The 16936-nt window shown below is 72.0% G+C and carries 16 protein-coding genes; 12 read left to right on the forward strand and 4 right to left on the reverse strand.

Annotation, left to right across the window (positions count from 1 at the left end; all coding sequences use genetic code 11):
- The first annotated feature begins 67 nt into the window (after window positions 1-67).
- On the forward strand, window positions 68-1327 hold the full coding sequence (locus ABZX75_RS23115) for a cytochrome P450 (protein ID WP_355413446.1): 1260 nt from the start codon (window positions 68-70) through the stop codon (window positions 1325-1327).
- Here the strand turns inward: ABZX75_RS23115 and ABZX75_RS23120 are convergent.
- Window positions 1287-2012 carry a hypothetical protein gene (locus tag ABZX75_RS23120; RefSeq protein ID WP_355413448.1) on the reverse strand — a complete coding sequence of 242 codons (726 nt, stop codon included), beginning with the start codon at window positions 2010-2012 and terminating at the stop codon, window positions 1287-1289. The genes ABZX75_RS23115 and ABZX75_RS23120 overlap by 41 nt on opposite strands.
- 136 nt (window positions 2013-2148) lie before the next feature.
- Between ABZX75_RS23120 and ggt the strand changes: the two genes are divergently transcribed.
- Window positions 2149-3948: a gamma-glutamyltransferase gene (gene ggt / locus ABZX75_RS23125; protein WP_355413450.1), complete on the forward strand. Its 1800-nt coding sequence runs from the start codon at window positions 2149-2151 to the stop codon at window positions 3946-3948.
- A 12-nt stretch (window positions 3949-3960) separates the two neighbouring features.
- Here ggt and map read toward each other — a convergent pair whose 3' ends face one another.
- Window positions 3961-4728 (reverse strand): type I methionyl aminopeptidase, encoded by a 768-nt coding sequence (map, locus tag ABZX75_RS23130; protein ID WP_355413452.1) that lies wholly within the window; start codon window positions 4726-4728, stop codon window positions 3961-3963.
- A 64-nt stretch (window positions 4729-4792) separates the two neighbouring features.
- Between map and ABZX75_RS23135 the strand changes: the two genes are divergently transcribed.
- The 7 genes from ABZX75_RS23135 (at window position 4793) to ABZX75_RS23165 (ending at window position 11919) form a co-directional block, all read left to right on the forward strand.
- The gene (locus ABZX75_RS23135) at window positions 4793-5044 is read left to right on the forward strand and encodes a helix-turn-helix transcriptional regulator (RefSeq protein WP_355413454.1); all 252 of its coding nucleotides are present in this window, start codon (window positions 4793-4795) and stop codon (window positions 5042-5044) included.
- A 71-nt stretch (window positions 5045-5115) separates the two neighbouring features.
- Complete coding sequence (locus ABZX75_RS23140) at window positions 5116-5496, forward strand: PPOX class F420-dependent oxidoreductase (RefSeq protein WP_355413456.1); 381 nt, start codon at window positions 5116-5118, stop codon at window positions 5494-5496.
- A 45-nt stretch (window positions 5497-5541) separates the two neighbouring features.
- Window positions 5542-7170: a hypothetical protein gene (locus tag ABZX75_RS23145; protein WP_355413458.1), complete on the forward strand. Its 1629-nt coding sequence runs from the start codon at window positions 5542-5544 to the stop codon at window positions 7168-7170.
- Window positions 7171-7336: 166 nt separating this feature from the next.
- Window positions 7337-8179 carry a nitrilase-related carbon-nitrogen hydrolase gene (locus tag ABZX75_RS23150; RefSeq protein WP_355413460.1) on the forward strand — a complete coding sequence of 281 codons (843 nt, stop codon included), beginning with the start codon at window positions 7337-7339 and terminating at the stop codon, window positions 8177-8179.
- 38 nt (window positions 8180-8217) lie between these two features.
- The gene (locus ABZX75_RS23155) at window positions 8218-9471 is read left to right on the forward strand and encodes an aspartate aminotransferase family protein (protein ID WP_355413497.1); all 1254 of its coding nucleotides are present in this window, start codon (window positions 8218-8220) and stop codon (window positions 9469-9471) included.
- 17 nt (window positions 9472-9488) lie between these two features.
- Window positions 9489-10889: a dihydropyrimidinase gene (gene hydA, locus ABZX75_RS23160; protein ID WP_355413462.1), complete on the forward strand. Its 1401-nt coding sequence runs from the start codon at window positions 9489-9491 to the stop codon at window positions 10887-10889.
- 28 nt (window positions 10890-10917) lie between these two features.
- Window positions 10918-11919, forward strand: a complete 1002-nt coding sequence (locus ABZX75_RS23165) for a TIGR03842 family LLM class F420-dependent oxidoreductase (protein ID WP_355413464.1) — start codon at window positions 10918-10920, stop codon at window positions 11917-11919.
- 165 nt (window positions 11920-12084) lie between these two features.
- On the opposite strand, the gene ABZX75_RS23170 is transcribed toward ABZX75_RS23165, so the two are convergent.
- A complete protein-coding gene (locus ABZX75_RS23170; protein WP_355413466.1) occupies window positions 12085-12621 on the reverse strand; it encodes a GNAT family N-acetyltransferase in 537 nt (178 codons plus the stop codon).
- An 87-nt stretch (window positions 12622-12708) separates the two neighbouring features.
- Complete coding sequence (locus ABZX75_RS23175; RefSeq protein ID WP_355413468.1) at window positions 12709-13965, reverse strand: ATP-grasp domain-containing protein; 1257 nt, start codon at window positions 13963-13965, stop codon at window positions 12709-12711.
- Window positions 13966-14149: 184 nt separating this feature from the next.
- Here ABZX75_RS23175 and ABZX75_RS23180 point away from each other — a divergent pair, with 184 nt between their 5' ends.
- From ABZX75_RS23180 to ABZX75_RS23190, 3 genes are all read left to right on the forward strand, one after another.
- Window positions 14150-15448, forward strand: coding sequence for an MFS transporter (locus ABZX75_RS23180; protein ID WP_355413470.1), 1299 nt, complete (start codon window positions 14150-14152; stop codon window positions 15446-15448).
- Window positions 15449-15697: 249 nt separating this feature from the next.
- Window positions 15698-15901 carry an MbtH family NRPS accessory protein gene (locus ABZX75_RS23185; RefSeq protein WP_355413471.1) on the forward strand — a complete coding sequence of 68 codons (204 nt, stop codon included), beginning with the start codon at window positions 15698-15700 and terminating at the stop codon, window positions 15899-15901.
- Window positions 15895-16860 (forward strand): ornithine carbamoyltransferase, encoded by a 966-nt coding sequence (locus ABZX75_RS23190; RefSeq protein WP_355413473.1) that lies wholly within the window; start codon window positions 15895-15897, stop codon window positions 16858-16860. The genes ABZX75_RS23185 and ABZX75_RS23190 overlap by 7 nt, the downstream gene beginning before the upstream one ends.
- The last annotated feature ends 76 nt before the right edge of the window (window positions 16861-16936 follow it).

The raw sequence follows: 16936 nt of genomic DNA on the forward strand, positions 1-16936 counted from the left end.
CGTGTGCGGCCGGCCGGCGGCCGGCCGCGCCCTTGCGGGCGGGGCCGCCTCCCGTCACGGTGGCCCCATGGACCACGCCGCGGACGTCCCCGACGTCTTCGACCCCCGCATCTACGCCGAGGGCATCCCCCACGAGCGCTACCGGCTGCTGCGCGAGCGGCACCCGGTGGCCTGGCAGCCGGAGCCGGAGATCCAGGGCTGGCCGGCTGGCCCCGGCTTCTGGGCCGTCACCCGGCACGCCGACGTCGTCCGGGTCCTGCGCGACCACCGCTCGTACTCCTCCTGGCTGGGCGCCACCCAGATCCGCGACCCCGACCCCGCCGACCTGCCGTTCCTGCGCCGCACCATGCTCAACCAGGACCCCCCGGACCACGGCCGGCTGCGGCGGGTGGTCGCCCGTGCCTTCACCCCCGCCCGGGTCGACGCCTTCGCCGGGCGGGTACGGGAACGGGCCCGGGGCCTGCTCGCCGCCGCGCGCGACCGGTCCGAGGACGGCGCCGCCGACCTCGTGCGCACCGTCACCGACGAGTACGCGCTGCTCAACCTCACCGACCTGCTGGGGGTCCCGGCCGCCGACCGGGGACTGCTGCTGGAGTGGACCGTACGGATCATCGGCTACCAGGATCCCGAGGACGCGCCCGCGCCCCTGCTCGGCCCGGACGGCAAGCCCCTGAACCCGCGCTCCCCAGCGCTGCTCGGCGAGATGTTCGCGTACGCCCGCGAACTGGCCGCCCACAAGCGCACCCACCCCGGCGACGACGTGATGACCTCCCTCGCCCACGCCGCACTGGACCCGGCCGAGCTGGAGATGTTCTTCTTCCTGCTCACCGTCGCGGGCAACGACACCGTGCGCAGCGCCGCCCCCGGCGGTCTGCTCGCGCTGGTACGCACCCCGGACGCCTACCGGCGGCTCGCCGACGGGCGGGTCCCGGTGGACCGGGCCGTGGAGGAACTCCTGCGCGTCCATCCGCCGGTGCTCAGCTTCCGCCGCACGGCGGCCGTCGACACCCGACTGGGCGCGCAGCCGATCCGGGCCGGGGACAAGGTGGTGGTCTTCCACGCCTCCGCCAACCACGACGAGCGGGTCTTCACCGACCCCGGCCGCCTCGACCTCGGCCGGACGCCCAACCCCCACGTCTCCTTCGGGGACGGTCCGCACGTCTGCCTCGGCGCCCACTTCGCCCGGCTCCAGCTGCGCACCCTCTACGAGGAGTGGTGCGCGGCCATGCCCCCGCCCGAACTCACGGGGCCGCCGCGCCGGTTGGTGTCGAACTTCATCAACGGGATCACACGGCTGCCGCTGCGGGTGTCCGGGCCGCCTCGGTGACGTCCGCCACCAGCTCGGTCACGTCCGGGCCGTAGGCGTCGGAGTTGATGACCTTCAGCAGGACGCAGAAGGAATCCCTGCCGTACGTGCGGGCCAGCCGCCGGTGGTGTCTGGCCAGGTAACGGGCGGCGGCCTGGTTGCTGTTGGCGGTCTGTCCGGACAGCAGGAACACCGGCCGGGAGCCCTGCCCGGTGGTCAGCCGCGCCAGCAGGACGTACTCGACCAGGCCCTTCTCCCATCGGTAGGTCTCCCCGCCGACGCTGATGGCCCCCCGGTCGGGGCCGGGCTCGCCGCCGACGCTCACTCGCACCCCCGGGAGCATGGAGGCCAAATGCGCCGTCGTACGGACGTTGGAGATCGGCCCGCCGACGCAGAACTCGGCCCGCTCGCCGAAGCCCTGGCGGGCCGTGTCGTGGGTGACGATCTGCACGTTCGCCCCGCAGTCCTTGATCAGCGCGGATATCTCCAGCAGCGCGAAGGCGTCGTTGCGGTGCAGCGACGAATCAGCTCCGCCCATCTGCCGGTTGGCCACGAACAGGCAGTCGGACCCGGTGGGCAGGCCGAAGAAGGCCTGCTTGCGGCGGAGGGCGCGGCGCCACAGATAGGTTCGGGAGAACCAGCCGAATCCGCCGCTGAGGGCGGTGGCCAGCACCCCGAGCACGATGTTGCGCACGTCATCGTTCATGCGCGGGATGCTAGGGCATGCGCTGCGCGAGGTCAGCCGCAGGTGCCGGACAGGGCAACCACGCGGCGCGGCCGAGGTCCTGACGGGACGGCGGGACGGCGGCTAGGCTCGGCGCACGCTGCCACTGGAGGTCCGGATGCACCGTCCCGCCGCCCGCACGTTACCGCTGCTCGCCCTCGTCGCCGCACTCGTCTCGACCGGCGCCGCCGCCCCGCCGTCCGCGCCGCCCACACCGGCCAAGGTGCCGGTGGCCGCCGGCTACGGCGGGGCCGTCGCCAGCGTCGACGCCGACGCCTCGGCCGCCGGGATCGCCGTCCTGCGCTCGGGCGGCAACGCCGTGGACGCGGCGATCGCCACCGCCGCCGCGCTCGGGGTCACCGAGCCCTACTCGGCGGGCATCGGCGGAGGCGGCTACTTCGTCCACTACGACGCCACGTCCCGCCGGGTACGGACCATCGACGGCCGCGAGACCGCCCCGGCGACGGCCACCTCCACCCTGTTCCAGGAGAACGGCGCCCCCATCCCCTTCGCCGAGGGCCAGACCAGCGGCCTCGGGGTCGGTGTCCCCGGCACCCCGGCCACCTGGAAGAGCGCCCTCGACGCCTGGGGCACCCGCCCGCTGCGCCAGCTGCTGAAGCCCGCGGAGAAACTGGCCCGCGACGGCTTCACCGTGGACAGCACCTTCCGGGCCCAGACCGAGGCCAACCAGGCCCGCTTCAAGGACTTCCCGGACACCGCGAAGCTCTTCCTGCCCGGCGGCGACCTCCCGGTGGTCGGCTCCACCTTCAAGAACCCCGACCTGGCCGCGACCTACGCCGAGCTCGCCCGCAAGGGCACCGGCGCGCTCTACCGGGGCCCGATCGCCGAGGACATCGTCCGGGCCGTCCGCACACCCCCGGTCGACCCCGCCGCCACCAGGATCGTGCGGCCCGGCGACCTGACGACCGGCGACCTGCGCGCGTACGCGACCAAGTGGCAGGCCCCGACCCGCGTGGGCTACCGGGGCCTGGACGTCTACAGCATGGCGCCCTCCTCCTCCGGCGGCACCACCGTCGGAGAGGCGCTGAACATCCTGGAGCGCACCGATCTCTCGAAGCTCTCCGAGGCGCAGTACCTGCACCGCTTCATCGAGGCCTCGCGGATCTCCTTCGCCGACCGGGGCCGCTGGGTCGGCGACCCGGCCGTCGAGAACGTGCCGACGCGGGAACTGCTCTCGCAGGAGTACGCCGATTCGCGCGCCTGCCTCATCACGCCGGACCGGGCGCTGACCAGCCCCCTGGCGCCCGGCGACCCGCGCCGCCCCGCGCCCTGCGCCTCCACCGGGCAGGCTGCCCCCACGACTTACGAGGGGGAGAACACCACCCACCTGACGGTGGCCGACCGCTGGGGCAACGTCGTCTCCTACACGCTGACCATCGAGTCCACCGGCGGCAGCGCGATCACCGTCCCCGGTCGCGGCTTCCTGCTCAACAACGAACTGACCGACTTCTCCTTCGCCCCGGCCGCACCCGGCGTCCCGGACCCGAACCTGCCCGGCCCGGGCAAGCGGCCGCGCTCGTCCATGGCCCCGACCATCGTGCTGGAGCACGGGCGTCCGGTGCTGGCGGTCGGCTCCCCGGGCGGCGCCACCATCATCACCACCGTCCTGCAGACCCTGACCGGCCACCTGGACCGGGGACTGCCGCTGGTCGACGCGATCGCCGCGCCACGGGCCAGCCAGCGCAACCAGACCACGACGGAGCTGGAGCCGGGGCTCTGGAACAGCCCGGTGCGCGCGGAACTGGAGGCGATCGGCCAGGGCTTCCGGCAGAACCCGGAGATCGGCGCGGCCACCGGCGTGCAGCGGCTGCCGGACGGGCGCTGGCTGGCGGCCGCCGAGACGAGCAGGCGGGGCGGCGGCTCGGCGATGGTCGTGCACCCGCACGGCCGGCCGTAGGGACCGCGGGCCCTACAAGGCGGTGAGGATCCTCGGGCCGTCGGCGGTGATCGCGACCGTGTGCTCCGCGTGCGCGGCGCGGCTGCCGTCGGCGGTCCGCAGGGTCCAGCCGTCCCCGTCGCAGGTGTAGTCGTCCGTACCGCCCGCGGTGAGCATCGGCTCGATCGCGAGGACCATGCCGGGGCGCAGCTTCATACCGCGTCCCGGCGGGCCCTCATTGGGCACGCCCGGGTCCTCGTGCATGGTGCGGCCCACGCCGTGGCCGCCGAAGCCGTCGGGAATGCCGTATCCGGCGGCGCGGCAGACCGTACCGACGGCGTGGGCGATGTCCCCGATCCTGTTGCCGGGCACCGCGGCGGCGATTCCGGCGCTGAGCGCCGCCTCGGCGGTCTCGATCAGCCGCAGGTCGCCGGGGCGGGCCCGGCCGACGGTGAAGCTGACCGCCGCGTCGCCGACCCAGCCGCCCAGCTTCGCCCCGCAGTCGACACTGACCAGGTCGCCGTCGCGCAGGCGGTACTCGCCGGGGATGCCGTGGACGATCGCGTCATTGACCGAGGTACAGATGACGGCGGGGAAGGGCACCGGCGCGAACCGCGGCCGGTAGCCGAGGAAGGGGGAGGTCGCGCCGGCCTCGCGCAGGATCTCGCGGGCGATCTCGTCCAGATCCAGCATGCGGCTGCCGACCCGCGCGGCCTGCCGGACGGCGGCCAGGGCGTGGGCGACGACGCGGCCCGCGGCGCGCATCTCGTCGATCGACTCGTCTGTCTTCAGTTCCACCATGCCAATAACTATACCGGTATAACTGTAACGGGATAGTTATTGGGTAGCGGGGTAGGATGGGTGCATGGTCCGTACCCCTCTCACCCCCGAAGAGCGCGAGCGCGGCGAGCGCCTGGGCGCGCTCCTCCGCGAGGCGCGCGGCCCGCGCAGCATGGTCGAGATCGCGGCCGGCGCCGGGCTCTCCGCCGAGACCCTCCGCAAGATCGAGACCGGCCGGGCGCCCACCCCCGCCTTCTTCACCGTGGCGGCCCTCGCCGAGGTGCTCGGGCTCTCCCTCGACGACGTGATGCGGCGCTGCGCCCTCGCACCCGCCTGACGCGCCCGAGGCGCCTGACGTCCGACCGGGACCGGACCCCGCGGCGCTGACGCAGCGCCTACGCTCCGACCATGGATCTCGAGGAGCTCGGCAGAGCGCGGTACGTCAGTCTCACCACCTTCCGCAAGGACGGCACGCCCGTGTCCACTCCCGTCTGGGCGGTGGCCGACAGCGGTGAGCTGTACATATGGACGCGCAGCGATTCGTGGAAGGTCAAGCGCATCCGCAACAACGGGCGGGTCACCGTCACCGCATGCGACGTGCGCGGACGCGTCGAGGAGGGGGCGCCCGCGCTGGAGGGCCAGGCCCGGCTGCTGGACGAGGCGGGGCTGAGGCGGGTGCGGAAGCTGATGTCGCGCAAGTACACGTGGCAGTTCTGGGCGGTGGATGTACCCGCCACCTTGGCGCGCCGGGGCAAGCGGCCGCACAGCGGTATCGCCGTCAAGGTTTGAGACTCCCGTAGCCCGCCCGTAACACGGGTGGGGTCCAATGCGGTCATGGAGACCGCTGCTTCGCTGGTGATCGGTCAACTCACTGAATACCTCAGGGGGTTGACGCGAAGGCTGGACCCCGGGACGGGCTGGTACGCGGAGTTCCTGCGCCGGGACCCGGAGGGCATGCGGGCCTGCCTCGACGGGGCCGCGATACCGCCCTGGGACGTGGTGGATTCCTTGCTGCGCGACCTCGCGGGGGCCGGGGGTGCGGAGTTCGCGGCGCGGGAGACCGTATACGCGGCCGGGCTGCGGGCCGCGGCCGTCGCCGCGTGGGACCGGCTGCCGGGCGGGGCGCAGGAGCTGCGGACCCTGCTCGTGGCGGCGGCCGCCCAACGGGCCGACGCGGAGGCGGCCCTGCGGAGCCTGACCGCCTCGCTGGACGGCGCCACGGACCAGGCGGAGGCGGACGTTCTGGCCCGGGAGCTCTCCTGGGCCCGGGATGACGCGGCCCGCGCCACCGCCCGGTACCAGGATCTCGTGGCCCGCCTGGCGGCCCTGCCCGTCGGGCACCGGCCGCCGCCTGCCGGGCCGTTGGCGGGGGTGCCGCAGCAGCGGGCGGTCGAGGAGGAGGCGCCGGCCGGGCGGGCCGAGGGACGGCGGCCACGTGGTGCGCGGCGGGCCGGGGGCGCCCGGTACGCGGGCCCGGCGGCCCCCGACTCCACCCCGCCGGGCGGGCCGGGCGACTACCCCGCGCCCGGCGCACCGCCCCCGGGCCGGGAGGCCACCCTCCCCACCCCCCGCGGCGCCCGCTTCGGCCGGCCGGAGCGGGAGCGGGACCCCGAGCCCGAGCCTGAGCCCGGGCCCGGGCCCGAGCCCGGTCTCCCGGCTCCCCGCGGTGGCCGCTTCGGGCACCGGGAGGAGGAGCGGGAGCGGGACGGCTCCGCCGGTGGAGCCGGACCGGAGGCTGGCCCGACCGCGCCCCGCGGCGCCCGCTTCGGCCGTAGGGCTGCCGCCAGCGCCCAGGGCGTCGGCGCCGAACGGCCGGAGCGTGGGCCCGAGGAGCAGGCCCGGGCCGCCCGGCCCGGGGGAGCGCCACCGGAAGACATGCGCACGGCGCAAGCCGGCGGGCCGCCGACGGCCCCACCCGCGCCCGCACCCGCGGCAGCGCACCGGCCCACCCGGGCGGTCGTCGGCGAGCTGCTCGCGCTCCGTGCGCAAGGCCGGACGGGCGAGGCTCACGTCCTGCTGTGCGAGGCGGCCGCCTGGCCCGCCGAGCGGCTGCCCGCCCTCGCCGCCGAACTGAACCGCGCCGGGCTCGCCGCCGACTGGGCCACCCTGCTCTGGGAGGCGGCCTCGCTCCCGCCCGACCGGCTCGCGGCGGCCGCGGCCGCCCTCGGCGAGTCCGGCCGCGCGGCCGACTGCGACCGCCTGCTGCGCCAGGGCGTGGCCCGCCCCGCCGCGGAGATCGCCGACGCGGCCCTGGCCCTCGGCGCCGCGGGCCGGGCCCGTGAGGCCGACGCCCTGCTGGGTGCCTTCGTCCGGGTCCGCACCGCCGAGGAGGCGGCCGGCCTGGCCCGGCGCGACCCGCAGTGGTTCGCCCCGCGGCTGCTCCGGGCGGCGCGCGCCGTCTCCGGGACGCGGCACCGCGACCTGGTCCACGCCCTCCGCGTGGCGGGCATTACCACGGCGTAAACCGCCCGTCTCCTGACCACAATCGACCACGGGGCGACGTAACGTGATCGACTACTCCAACCGCGCACGGCGGTCTTGCCCCACGGTGTGACGAGGCCTACGTTCTACTCCCTACGTACACCGTCTACGTGCGTAGAACCGGCGTTCCCGTCGCGAGGAGCAGCTCATGGCCCAAGTCGTCCGCGCCGCGCTGGTCCAGGCCACCTGGACCGGAGACACCGAGTCGATGATCGCCAAACACGAGGAGCACGCCCGCCGGGCAGCCGCCCAGGGCGCGAAGATCATCGGCTTCCAAGAGGTTTTCAACGCCCCCTACTTCTGCCAGGTCCAGGAGCCCGAGCACTACCGCTGGGCCGAGGCCGTCCCCGACGGCCCGACCGTCCGCCGGATGCAGGAGCTCGCCCGCGAGACCGGCATGGTGATCGTCGTACCGGTCTTCGAGCTGGAGAGTGCCGGCTTCTACTACAACACCGCCGCCGTCATCGACGCCGACGGCAGCTACCTGGGCAAGTACCGCAAGCACCACATCCCCCAGGTCAAGGGCTTCTGGGAGAAGTACTACTTCCGCCCGGGCAATCTCGGCTGGCCCGTCTTCGACACCGCCGTCGGCCGGGTCGGCGTCTACATCTGCTACGACCGTCACTTCCCCGAAGGCTGGCGGCAACTGGGTCTGGCGGGCGCGCAGTTGGTCTACAACCCGTCCGCGACCCACCGCGGCCTCTCCTCGCACCTGTGGCAGCTGGAACAACCCGCCTCCGCCGTGGCCAACGAGTACTTCATCGCGGCCATCAACCGGGTCGGCCGGGAGGAGTACGGCGACAACGACTTCTACGGCACCAGCTACTTCGTCGATCCGCGCGGTCAGTTCGTCGGTGAGCCGGCCAGCGACAAGGAAGAGGAACTCCTCGTCCGCGACCTCGACTTCGGCCTCATCGAAGAGGTCCGCACGCAGTGGGCCTTCTACCGCGACCGCCGCCCCGACGCCTACGGAGGGCTCGTACAGCCGTGACCGACCCGATTCCCCTGCACAGCCGCCACCGGACCGTGATGCCCGACTGGCTCACGCTGTACTACGACCGCCCCATCGAGCTCACCCACGGCGAGGGCCGCCACGTCTGGGACGCCGACGGCAACCGCTACCTCGACTTCTTCGGCGGCATCCTCACCACGATGACCGCCCACGCCCTGCCCGAGGTCACCAAGGCCGTCGCCGATCAGGCCGGGCGGCTCGTCCACTCCTCCACCCTGTACCTCAACCGGCCGATGATCGAGCTCGCCGAGCGGGTCGCGGCCGTGTCCGGCATCCCGGACGCCCGGGTCTTCTTCACCACCTCCGGCACCGAGGCCAACGACACCGCGCTGCTGCTCGCGACGACGTACCGCCGCTCCAACCAGATCCTGGCGATGCGCAACAGCTACCACGGCCGGTCCTTCTCCACCGTCTCCGTCACCGGCAACCGGGGCTGGTCCCCCACGAGCCTCTCGCCGCTCCAGACCTACTACGTCCACGGCGGGGTCCGCACCCGAGGCCCCTTCGCGGAGCTGTCCGACGCCCGGTTCACCGCCGCCGCCGTCGCGGACCTGGAGGATGTACTCGGCCAGGCCCGCGGCGGAGTGGCCGCCCTCATCGCCGAACCCGTCCAGGGCGTCGGCGGCTTCACCTCGCCGCCCGACGGCCTGTACGGAGCCTTCCGCGAGGTCCTCGACCGGCACGGCATCCTCTGGATCAGCGACGAAGTGCAGACCGGCTGGGGCCGCACCGGCGAACACTTCTGGGGCTGGCAGGCGCACGCCCAGAACGGCCCGCCGGACATCCTCACCTTCGCGAAGGGCATCGGCAACGGCATGTCCATCGGCGGGGTCGTGGCCCGCGGCGAGGTGATGAACTGCCTGGACGCGAACTCCATCTCCACCTTCGGCGGCTCGCCCGTCACCATGGCCGCCGGCGTCGCCAACCTCGCCTACCTGCTGGAGCACGACCTCCAGGGCAACGCCCGCCGCGTCGGCGGACTGCTCCTGGAACGGCTGCGCGCCGTCAGCGCCGGCGTGCCCGCCGTACGGGAGGTCCGCGGCCGCGGCCTGATGGCCGGCCTCGAACTGACGAAGCCCGGCACCGACCAGGCCGATCCGGACGCGGCCGCCACCGTGCTGGAGGCCGCCCGCGCGGGCGGCCTGCTGCTCGGCAAGGGCGGGGGCCACAACACCAGCGTGCTGCGCATCGCGCCGCCGCTCTCCCTCACCGTCGCCGAGGCGGAAGAGGGCGCCGAGATCCTCGCCCAGGCCCTGCGCGCCATCGACTGACCCCCGGGGGGAGAGCCATGACCATCCGCACCCTGATCAGCGGCGGCCTCGTCGTCACCGCCGCCGACGACATGCACGCGGACGTCCTGATCGAGGACGGCCGCGTGGCGGCGCTCGCCGCACACGGCTCGGCGGCCGCCGAGGCCTGGACGGCCGACCGTACGATCGACGCGACCGGGAAGTACGTCATCCCCGGCGGGGTCGACGCGCACACCCACATGGAGCTCCCCTTCGGCGGAACCGCCGCCTCGGACACCTTCGAGACGGGCACCCGGGCCGCCGCCTGGGGCGGCACCACCACCATCGTCGACTTCGCCGTGCAGAGCGTGGGCCAGGCCCTGCGCGCGGGGCTCGACACCTGGTACGACAAGGCCGACGGCCGGTGCGCCATCGACTACGCCTTCCACATGATCCTCTCGGACGTCAACGAGGGAACGCTGAAGGAGATGGACCTCCTGGTGGAGGAGGGCGTCACCTCCTTCAAGCTGTTCATGGCCTACCCCGGCGTCTTCTACAGCGACGACGGCCGGATCCTGCGCGCGATGCAGCGGGCCTCCTCCAACGGCGGGCTGATCATGATGCACGCCGAGAACGGCATCGCGATCGACGTACTCGTCGAACAGGCCCTGGCTCGTGGGGAGACCGACCCCCGCCACCACGGCGAGGTCCGCAAGGTGCTCCTCGAAGCCGAGGCCACCCACCGCGCGATCCAGCTGGCCAGGGTCGCGGGCGCACCCCTGTACGTGGTGCACGTCTCGGCGGAGGAGGCGGTGGCCGAGTTGGCCGCCGCCCGCGACAAGGGCCTGCCCGTCTTCGGGGAGACCTGCCCGCAGTACCTGTTTCTGTCCACCGACAACCTGGCCGAGCCCGACTTCCAGGGCGCCAAGTACGTCTGCTCCACTCCGCTGCGCCCCCGCGAGCACCAGGCGGCGCTGTGGCGGGGGCTGCGGACCAACGACCTCCAAGTGGTCTCCACCGACCACTGCCCCTTCTGCTTCCGGGGCCAGAAGGAGCTGGGACGCGGGGACTTCTCGAAGATCCCCAACGGGCTCCCGGGCGTGGAGAACCGGATGGACCTCCTGCACCAGGCCGTCGTGGACGGGCACATCAGCCGCCGCCGCTGGATCGAGATCGCCTGCGCGACCCCGGCCCGGATGTTCGGCCTCTACCCCCAGAAGGGCACCATCGCGCCGGGCTCCGACGCCGACATCGTCCTCTACGATCCGCACGCCGAGCAGGTCATCTCCGCCGAGACCCACCACATGAACGTGGACTACTCGGCGTACGAGGGCAAGCGGATCACCGGACGCGTCGACACCGTGCTCTCGCGCGGCGAACTCGTCATCGACCGGCGCGAGTACACCGGCCGGGCCGGTCACGGTGCCTTCCTCCACCGCTCCACCTGCCAGTACCTGTAAGCCCGCACGCAGCAGCAAGGAGCCATGCATGGACTTCGGCCTCGTCCTGCAAACCGACCCGCCCGCCTCGCAGGTCGTCAGCCTCATGAAGCGCGCCGAGCGCAACGGCTTCCGGTACGGCTGGACCTTCGACTCGGCCGTGCTGTGGCAGGAGCCGTTCGTCATCTACAGCCAGATCCTGGCCAACACCCAGAAGCTGACGGTGGGCCCGATGGTCACCAACCCGGGAACGCGCACCTGGGAGGTGACCGCCTCCACCTTCGCCACCCTCAACGACATGTACGGCAACCGCACGGTGTGCGGGATCGGCCGCGGGGACTCCGCGATGCGGGTGGCCGGCCGCGCGCCGAACACCCTGGCCCGGCTGGGCGAGGCCATCGAGGTCATCCGCGACCTCGCCGAGGGCAGGGAAGCGGTCGTCGACGGCAATCCGATCCGCATCCCCTGGATCCGGAACGGGAAGCTGCCCGTCTGGATGGCCGCGTACGGCCCTAAGGCGCTCGCCCTGGCCGGGCAGAAGGCGGACGGGTTCATCCTCCAGCTCGCCGACCTATACCTCACCGAGTGGATGGTCAAATCGGTCCGCCAGGCCGCCGTGGAGGCCGGCCGGGACCCGGACGCCATCACCATCTGCGTGGCGGCCCCGGCGTACGTGGGCGAGGATCTCGCCCACGCCCGCGACCAGTGCCGCTGGTTCGGCGGGATGGTCGGCAACCACGTCGCCGACCTCGTCTCCCGTTACGGCGAGCACTCCTCGATGGTCCCCGAGGAGCTGACCGCGTACGTCAAGGCCCGCCAAGGCTACGACTACAGCCACCACGGCCGCGCCGGAAACCCGTCCACGGACTTCGTCCCGGACGAGATCGTCGACCGCTTCTGTCTGCTGGGCCCGCCCGAGGCGCACATCGAGAAGCTACGGGCGCTGAAGGCCCTCGGCGTCGACCAGTTCGCGGTCTACGCCATGCACGATGCCCGGGAGGCCGTGATCGACACCTACGGACAGCACATCATCCGGACGGTCAACAGCTGACGGCACTGGTCCCCGCCCATCCCCGCCACACACAGGGACGTCGGCACCCCCGTCCCGAGAACGTCTCTTCCCTGCTGCCAGAGGGAGGAGACGGATGTGCTCCGAGACCGGGGTTAGTGCCGGCCGGCTGTTCAGATTTCGAGCAGGGCAACCCAGCGGTCGAGTTCACCCTGCCTCGCGTCGCCCACGCGCGCCCTGCCCGTCCATGGTGTCCGGCCATCGAACGGCGTAGTACTTCAGCCGCTCGTCCTCTCCCACCGGTTCCATCCCGGCCGCCGCCATCACGCGCTGCGAGGCGATGTTGCCGCGGTCCGTATCACCGCGCACCTGGCTGACCCCCTGCGCGCGGGCGAAGTGGAGCAGGGCGCGCAGGGCCTCCGCGGCGTATCCCCGGCCCTGTGCGGCCGGGACGAGGCCGTACCCGATGGTCACCGCGCCGTCCTCGTCGGGCGGGCCGTGGAAGCCGAGGCCGCCGATGGCCTCGCCGTCCTCCCGGCGGCGGATCTCGTAGGCGCCGAACGGCTGCGGGTCGCCTGCTGCCGCGCAGGTCTCGATATGGCGCCAGGCGCCGGCGATGTCGGCCGCGGTGGGGTAGCCGCGCGCCCATCGGGAGTGTTCCCCCGGCTCCCCTCGCGCGAGGGTTTCCGCCTCCTCGACGGTGAGGGGGTGTAGCACGAGCCGCTGGGTGACGAGATTTTCCATAAGGCCGAGTATCACTACTCACAGTTATGCCGCAATGGGATTGTTTGGCCCAGTTTCTCACTTCCGGCCCGTCCAGCGGCGTGGGTCTTAGAGCAGGTCGGTTCGGGCGGCGGGGACCCGGGTGACGAATGCGAGTGCGTCGATCGCCGCCCTGGCCTCGGCGACCGCCTCCTCGGCGGTGGCGGCGTGCGCCCGCGCCCAGGCGAGGCGCGAGAAGCTGTTCTGCAAGCCCGCCAGTTCGGTGCCGGGAGCACCGAGCAGGTGCAGCTTCACATGGTCGGGGCGTACGGCGTCGGCGCCGGTCACTTCGAGGAGGGTGCCCTCGGCGGGGGCACCGGCGAACCAGATGGCCTCCACCCGCCGTACGCGGCCCGGGTCGTCCAGCGTCTCTCGGATGCCGGGCAGAACCTTCTCGCCGAGGACCTGCCGCAATTGCGATTCGATGAGGTCCACGCCCGTCGCGTCCGTCACCATGTTCCACAGTTCGTCGCCGCCCGTGCGCAGATGCGTCTCGATGATGCGCGGTCCGCGGCCGGTGAGGATGACCTCGGTGTGGGTGGGCCCGAATTCGATGCCCAGCGCATCGAGGCTGGCGATCACGTGCCGCTTGATCGCCGCCGTCTGGTCCGGATCCAGTGGGGCGGGCATGACGTGGCCCAGTTCGACCAGGCTGACGGGGTCGGAGTATTTGCGGGTGATCGTGACGACGACGTGCTCACCCAGTTCGGAGAAGGCCTCCACGCTGAACTGGGGGCCGGCGAGGAACTCCTCGACGGTGGCCTGCGGGCCCAGGCCCGCACCGCCGGCCCGTTCCAGGGCGGCCTCCGCCTGAGCCGGCTCGTGGAGGATGGACACACCCCTGCTGGCCGCGCCCGTGAGCGGCTTGACGACGCACGGGTAGCCGTGGCTGTCGGCGAACGCGCGCAAGGTGTCGGGACTGTCGACGACGGCGGAGGATGTGGCCTCGACGCCCCTCTCGGCGAGCCGTTGCCGCATCGCGTACTTGTTCATGACGATCTCGACGGTCTCGGGGTGGTGCGTTTCGAGACCGAGGGCCTGGGCCGTAGCGGCGGCCTGCGGTCGGCAGTCGTCGTAGAACGAGCCGATCCGGGTGACCGGGTCGACGGCGTGGATGGCGCGCGCGAGCGCGATCCACTCCTCCTCGGAGGCCTCGGGGCGCATGACGAGGATGCGGCTGTGGTCCGCGGTGTCGTCGATCTTCTCCAGGTGTTCTGGCCAGCACATGACGGAGGTCGTGACTTTCCGCCCGGCCGCCGCGCCGAACGCACGCATGCGGGCTGGTATGTCGTAGCCGACGCCGAACACCAGCACGTGCTCCGTCACGGCAATCCCTCTCGTTGGCCGAACTCATACATGGCAGTTGCAACTTCTACGCGGTGCAAGCTAATTCATACATCGACAGGCCACCACAAGATGAGATCAAGCCAGGGTGCGGCCCTGATGCTGCTTTTGTCCGGTGCAGTGAGCAACTATCTTCTGGTGGCCACTCGGGCCGTCAAGGAGTGACGTGATCAAGAGCCTGATTCCTCCACCCGGACCGCCCAGGGGTCTGGCCCTCGCCCAGCTGGTCTGCCGCACCGGCGACGGGGCGTACTACATATGCGCGGCGCTGTACTTCACCAGGATCGTCGGCCTCTCGCCCGTCCAGATGGGTCTCGGCCTCACCGTCGCCTGGTCGCTGGCGCTGGCGGCGAGCGTGCCGCTCGGCCATCTCGCGGACCGCAAGGGGCCGCGCGGCACCGCCGTCGTCCTGTTCCTCGGCGCCGGGCTGGCCGTCTCCTCGTACCTGTTCGTCTCCTCTTTCACCGCGTTCGCCGTCAGCGCCTGCGTCTACGCGGTGTGCCAGCGCGGCGGATCGGCCGCCCAGCAGGCGCTGCTCGCGGGACTGACGCCGAAGGACCGGGTGACGCGGGTCCGCGCCCATGTGCAGTCCAGTTACAACGCGGGGCTCGCGGTGGGCGCCGGACTCGGCGGCCTCGCCCTGCTCTTCGATCGGCGCGAGGCGTACTACGCGGTGTTCGGCGTGAACACCCTGGCCTTCGTCGTGGCGGCAATCGTGCTGAGCCGGCTACCCGCCGTGCCGCCGGTGGCGGCGTCCGCCAAGGCGCGGGCGGCGGGGGCGCCCGTGTCGACGTCGGCGCCCGTGTCGACGTCGAGGTCGGTCTTCAAGGACCGGCCGTACATCGTGCTGACCATGCTCAACACCCTGCTCCTGCTGCACATTCCGCTCGTGGACATCGCCCTGCCGCTGTGGATCAGCCGGCACACGGCGGCGCCGACCTGGCTGCTGTCGCTGATGTTCATGCTCAACACCGTGGCGGTGGTGCTGTTCCAGGTCAGGATCTCCAGGGGGGTGACGGGGCTGGAGAGCGCGAGCCGGTATGTCTTCCTCGGCAGTGTTCTGCTGGCCGTCGGCTGCGTCGTCTTCGCCTTCACCGGGTCGAGCGAGTCGGCCTGGGTGGCGGGGGGTCTGCTGCTGACCGCTGCGGCGATTCAGGCCGTGGGCGAGATGATGCAGGCGGCGGGGAGCTGGGAGCTCAGCTTCGGCCTCGCCCCGGAGGGCAAGCACGGCCAGTACCAGGCGTTCTTCGGCAACGGCACGACCGTGGCCGAGATGATCGGGCCGCTCGCCCTGACGGGGCTGATCGTCTACTGGGGGGCGCCCGGCTGGATTCTGCTGGGCGGCCTGTTCGTCGCCGCCGCCGCGGCGCTGCGTCCGGTCGTCCGCTGGGGTGCGCGCGCCCGGGCGGCGGAACCCACCGCCGACGCCGCCGCAACTGCCCCTGGAGGCCGCATCAATACGTAATGCGATCAGCAATTTCCGCGGAATGTACGACCTGGTGATCTGGGCCACATTTCATTCACGTTGCGTTCAGGGGCCTTGTCCGTAACGCCCCTTCGTGTCCATGATCTTCTATACACTCCGTCAGCAGCCGCTGTCGGCCCGGATCTTACTCATGAACCGCGGCCAGTTGCCGAAGCTACCGTTCGGCAGACCCTCGTGAGAGTCTCTGTTCGTACTCGAAAAATTGGCGACCCCAGTTCTGGAGAGAGCATGACCGACGAACGACGCTATCGCGTCGTCATGAATACCGAAGACCAGTACTCGATGTGGCCCGCCGACCTGGAGGTGCCTTCCGGTTGGCGCGCCGAGGGGTTCGAGGGAACCCAGCAGGAGTGCTCGTCGCGGGTCGACGAGGTGTGGACGGACATGCGGCCGGCTGGACTGCGCCGCCGCATGGAGGAGAGCGCATGCTGAGTCCCCGAGACGGCGGTCGCGAGCCTGGGTTATCCGCCGTGCGACACCTGATCTCCACCAACGACCTCAGCGACACCGAACTGACAGCCCTCGTTACCAGGGCGGCGGAGTTCGCGGACGGACCGGTGCGCTCGGGTGAGCAGTTGACCGGCCTGGTGGCCGGCATCCACTTCCTGAAGACCTCGACGCGGACCCGGACCTCCTTCTCCGCCGCCGCGCTGCGGCTCGGCGCGAAGATCATCTCGTTCGGGCCCGGCGACCTCCAGACCAACACCGGCGAGACGTTGGAGGACACGGCCGAGGTCCTCTCCCGGATGCTCGACATCCTGGTCGTCCGCTCCGCCGGAGACCCCGCCGACCTGCGCGCCTTGGCCGCCCAGCCCCGCATGGCCGTGGTGAACGCGATGACGGCCGACGAGCACCCCACCCAGGCTGTCGCCGACCTGGCCACCCTGCTGAGCCACTTCGGTCGCGTCGAGGGCCTGCGGATCTGCTACCTCGGCGAGGGCAACAACACCGCCGCCGCACTGGCGCTGACCCTCAGTCGCTTCAAGGGTGTCCATCTCGAACTGCGCACCCCATCCGGCTACGGCCTGGAGCCCGCGATCCGTGCACGTGCCGCGGCCAACGCCGCGGCTTCAGGTGCGACCGTCGTGGAGCTGCACTCCATGGACACCCCGCCCGAGGGGTTCGACGTCATTTACACCACCCGATGGCAGACGACGGGCACCAGCAAGCCGGACCCCGAATGGCGCAGTGTCTTCGCCCCGTTCCAGGTCACCACCGCCCTGTGGGACCACAGCCCGGAAGCCGTCTTCCTGCACGACCTCCCCGCCCACCGCGGCGAGGACGTCACGGCCGAGGTCCTTGACGGTCCGCGCAGCCTGGCATTCGACCAGGCCGAAAACAAAATGTACGCGGCGATGGCCGTTCTGGAGTGGTGCGCCGGTCGGCGCTGACCACACTGCATTTCGACACCCCGATACGACGGAGGGCCGCCGGGAATTCGCCCGGCGACAGCTCCTCATTTGACGT

The organism is Streptomyces sp. NPDC003038 (assembly GCF_040611115.1).
GTDB lineage: Bacteria > Actinomycetota > Actinomycetes > Streptomycetales > Streptomycetaceae > Streptomyces.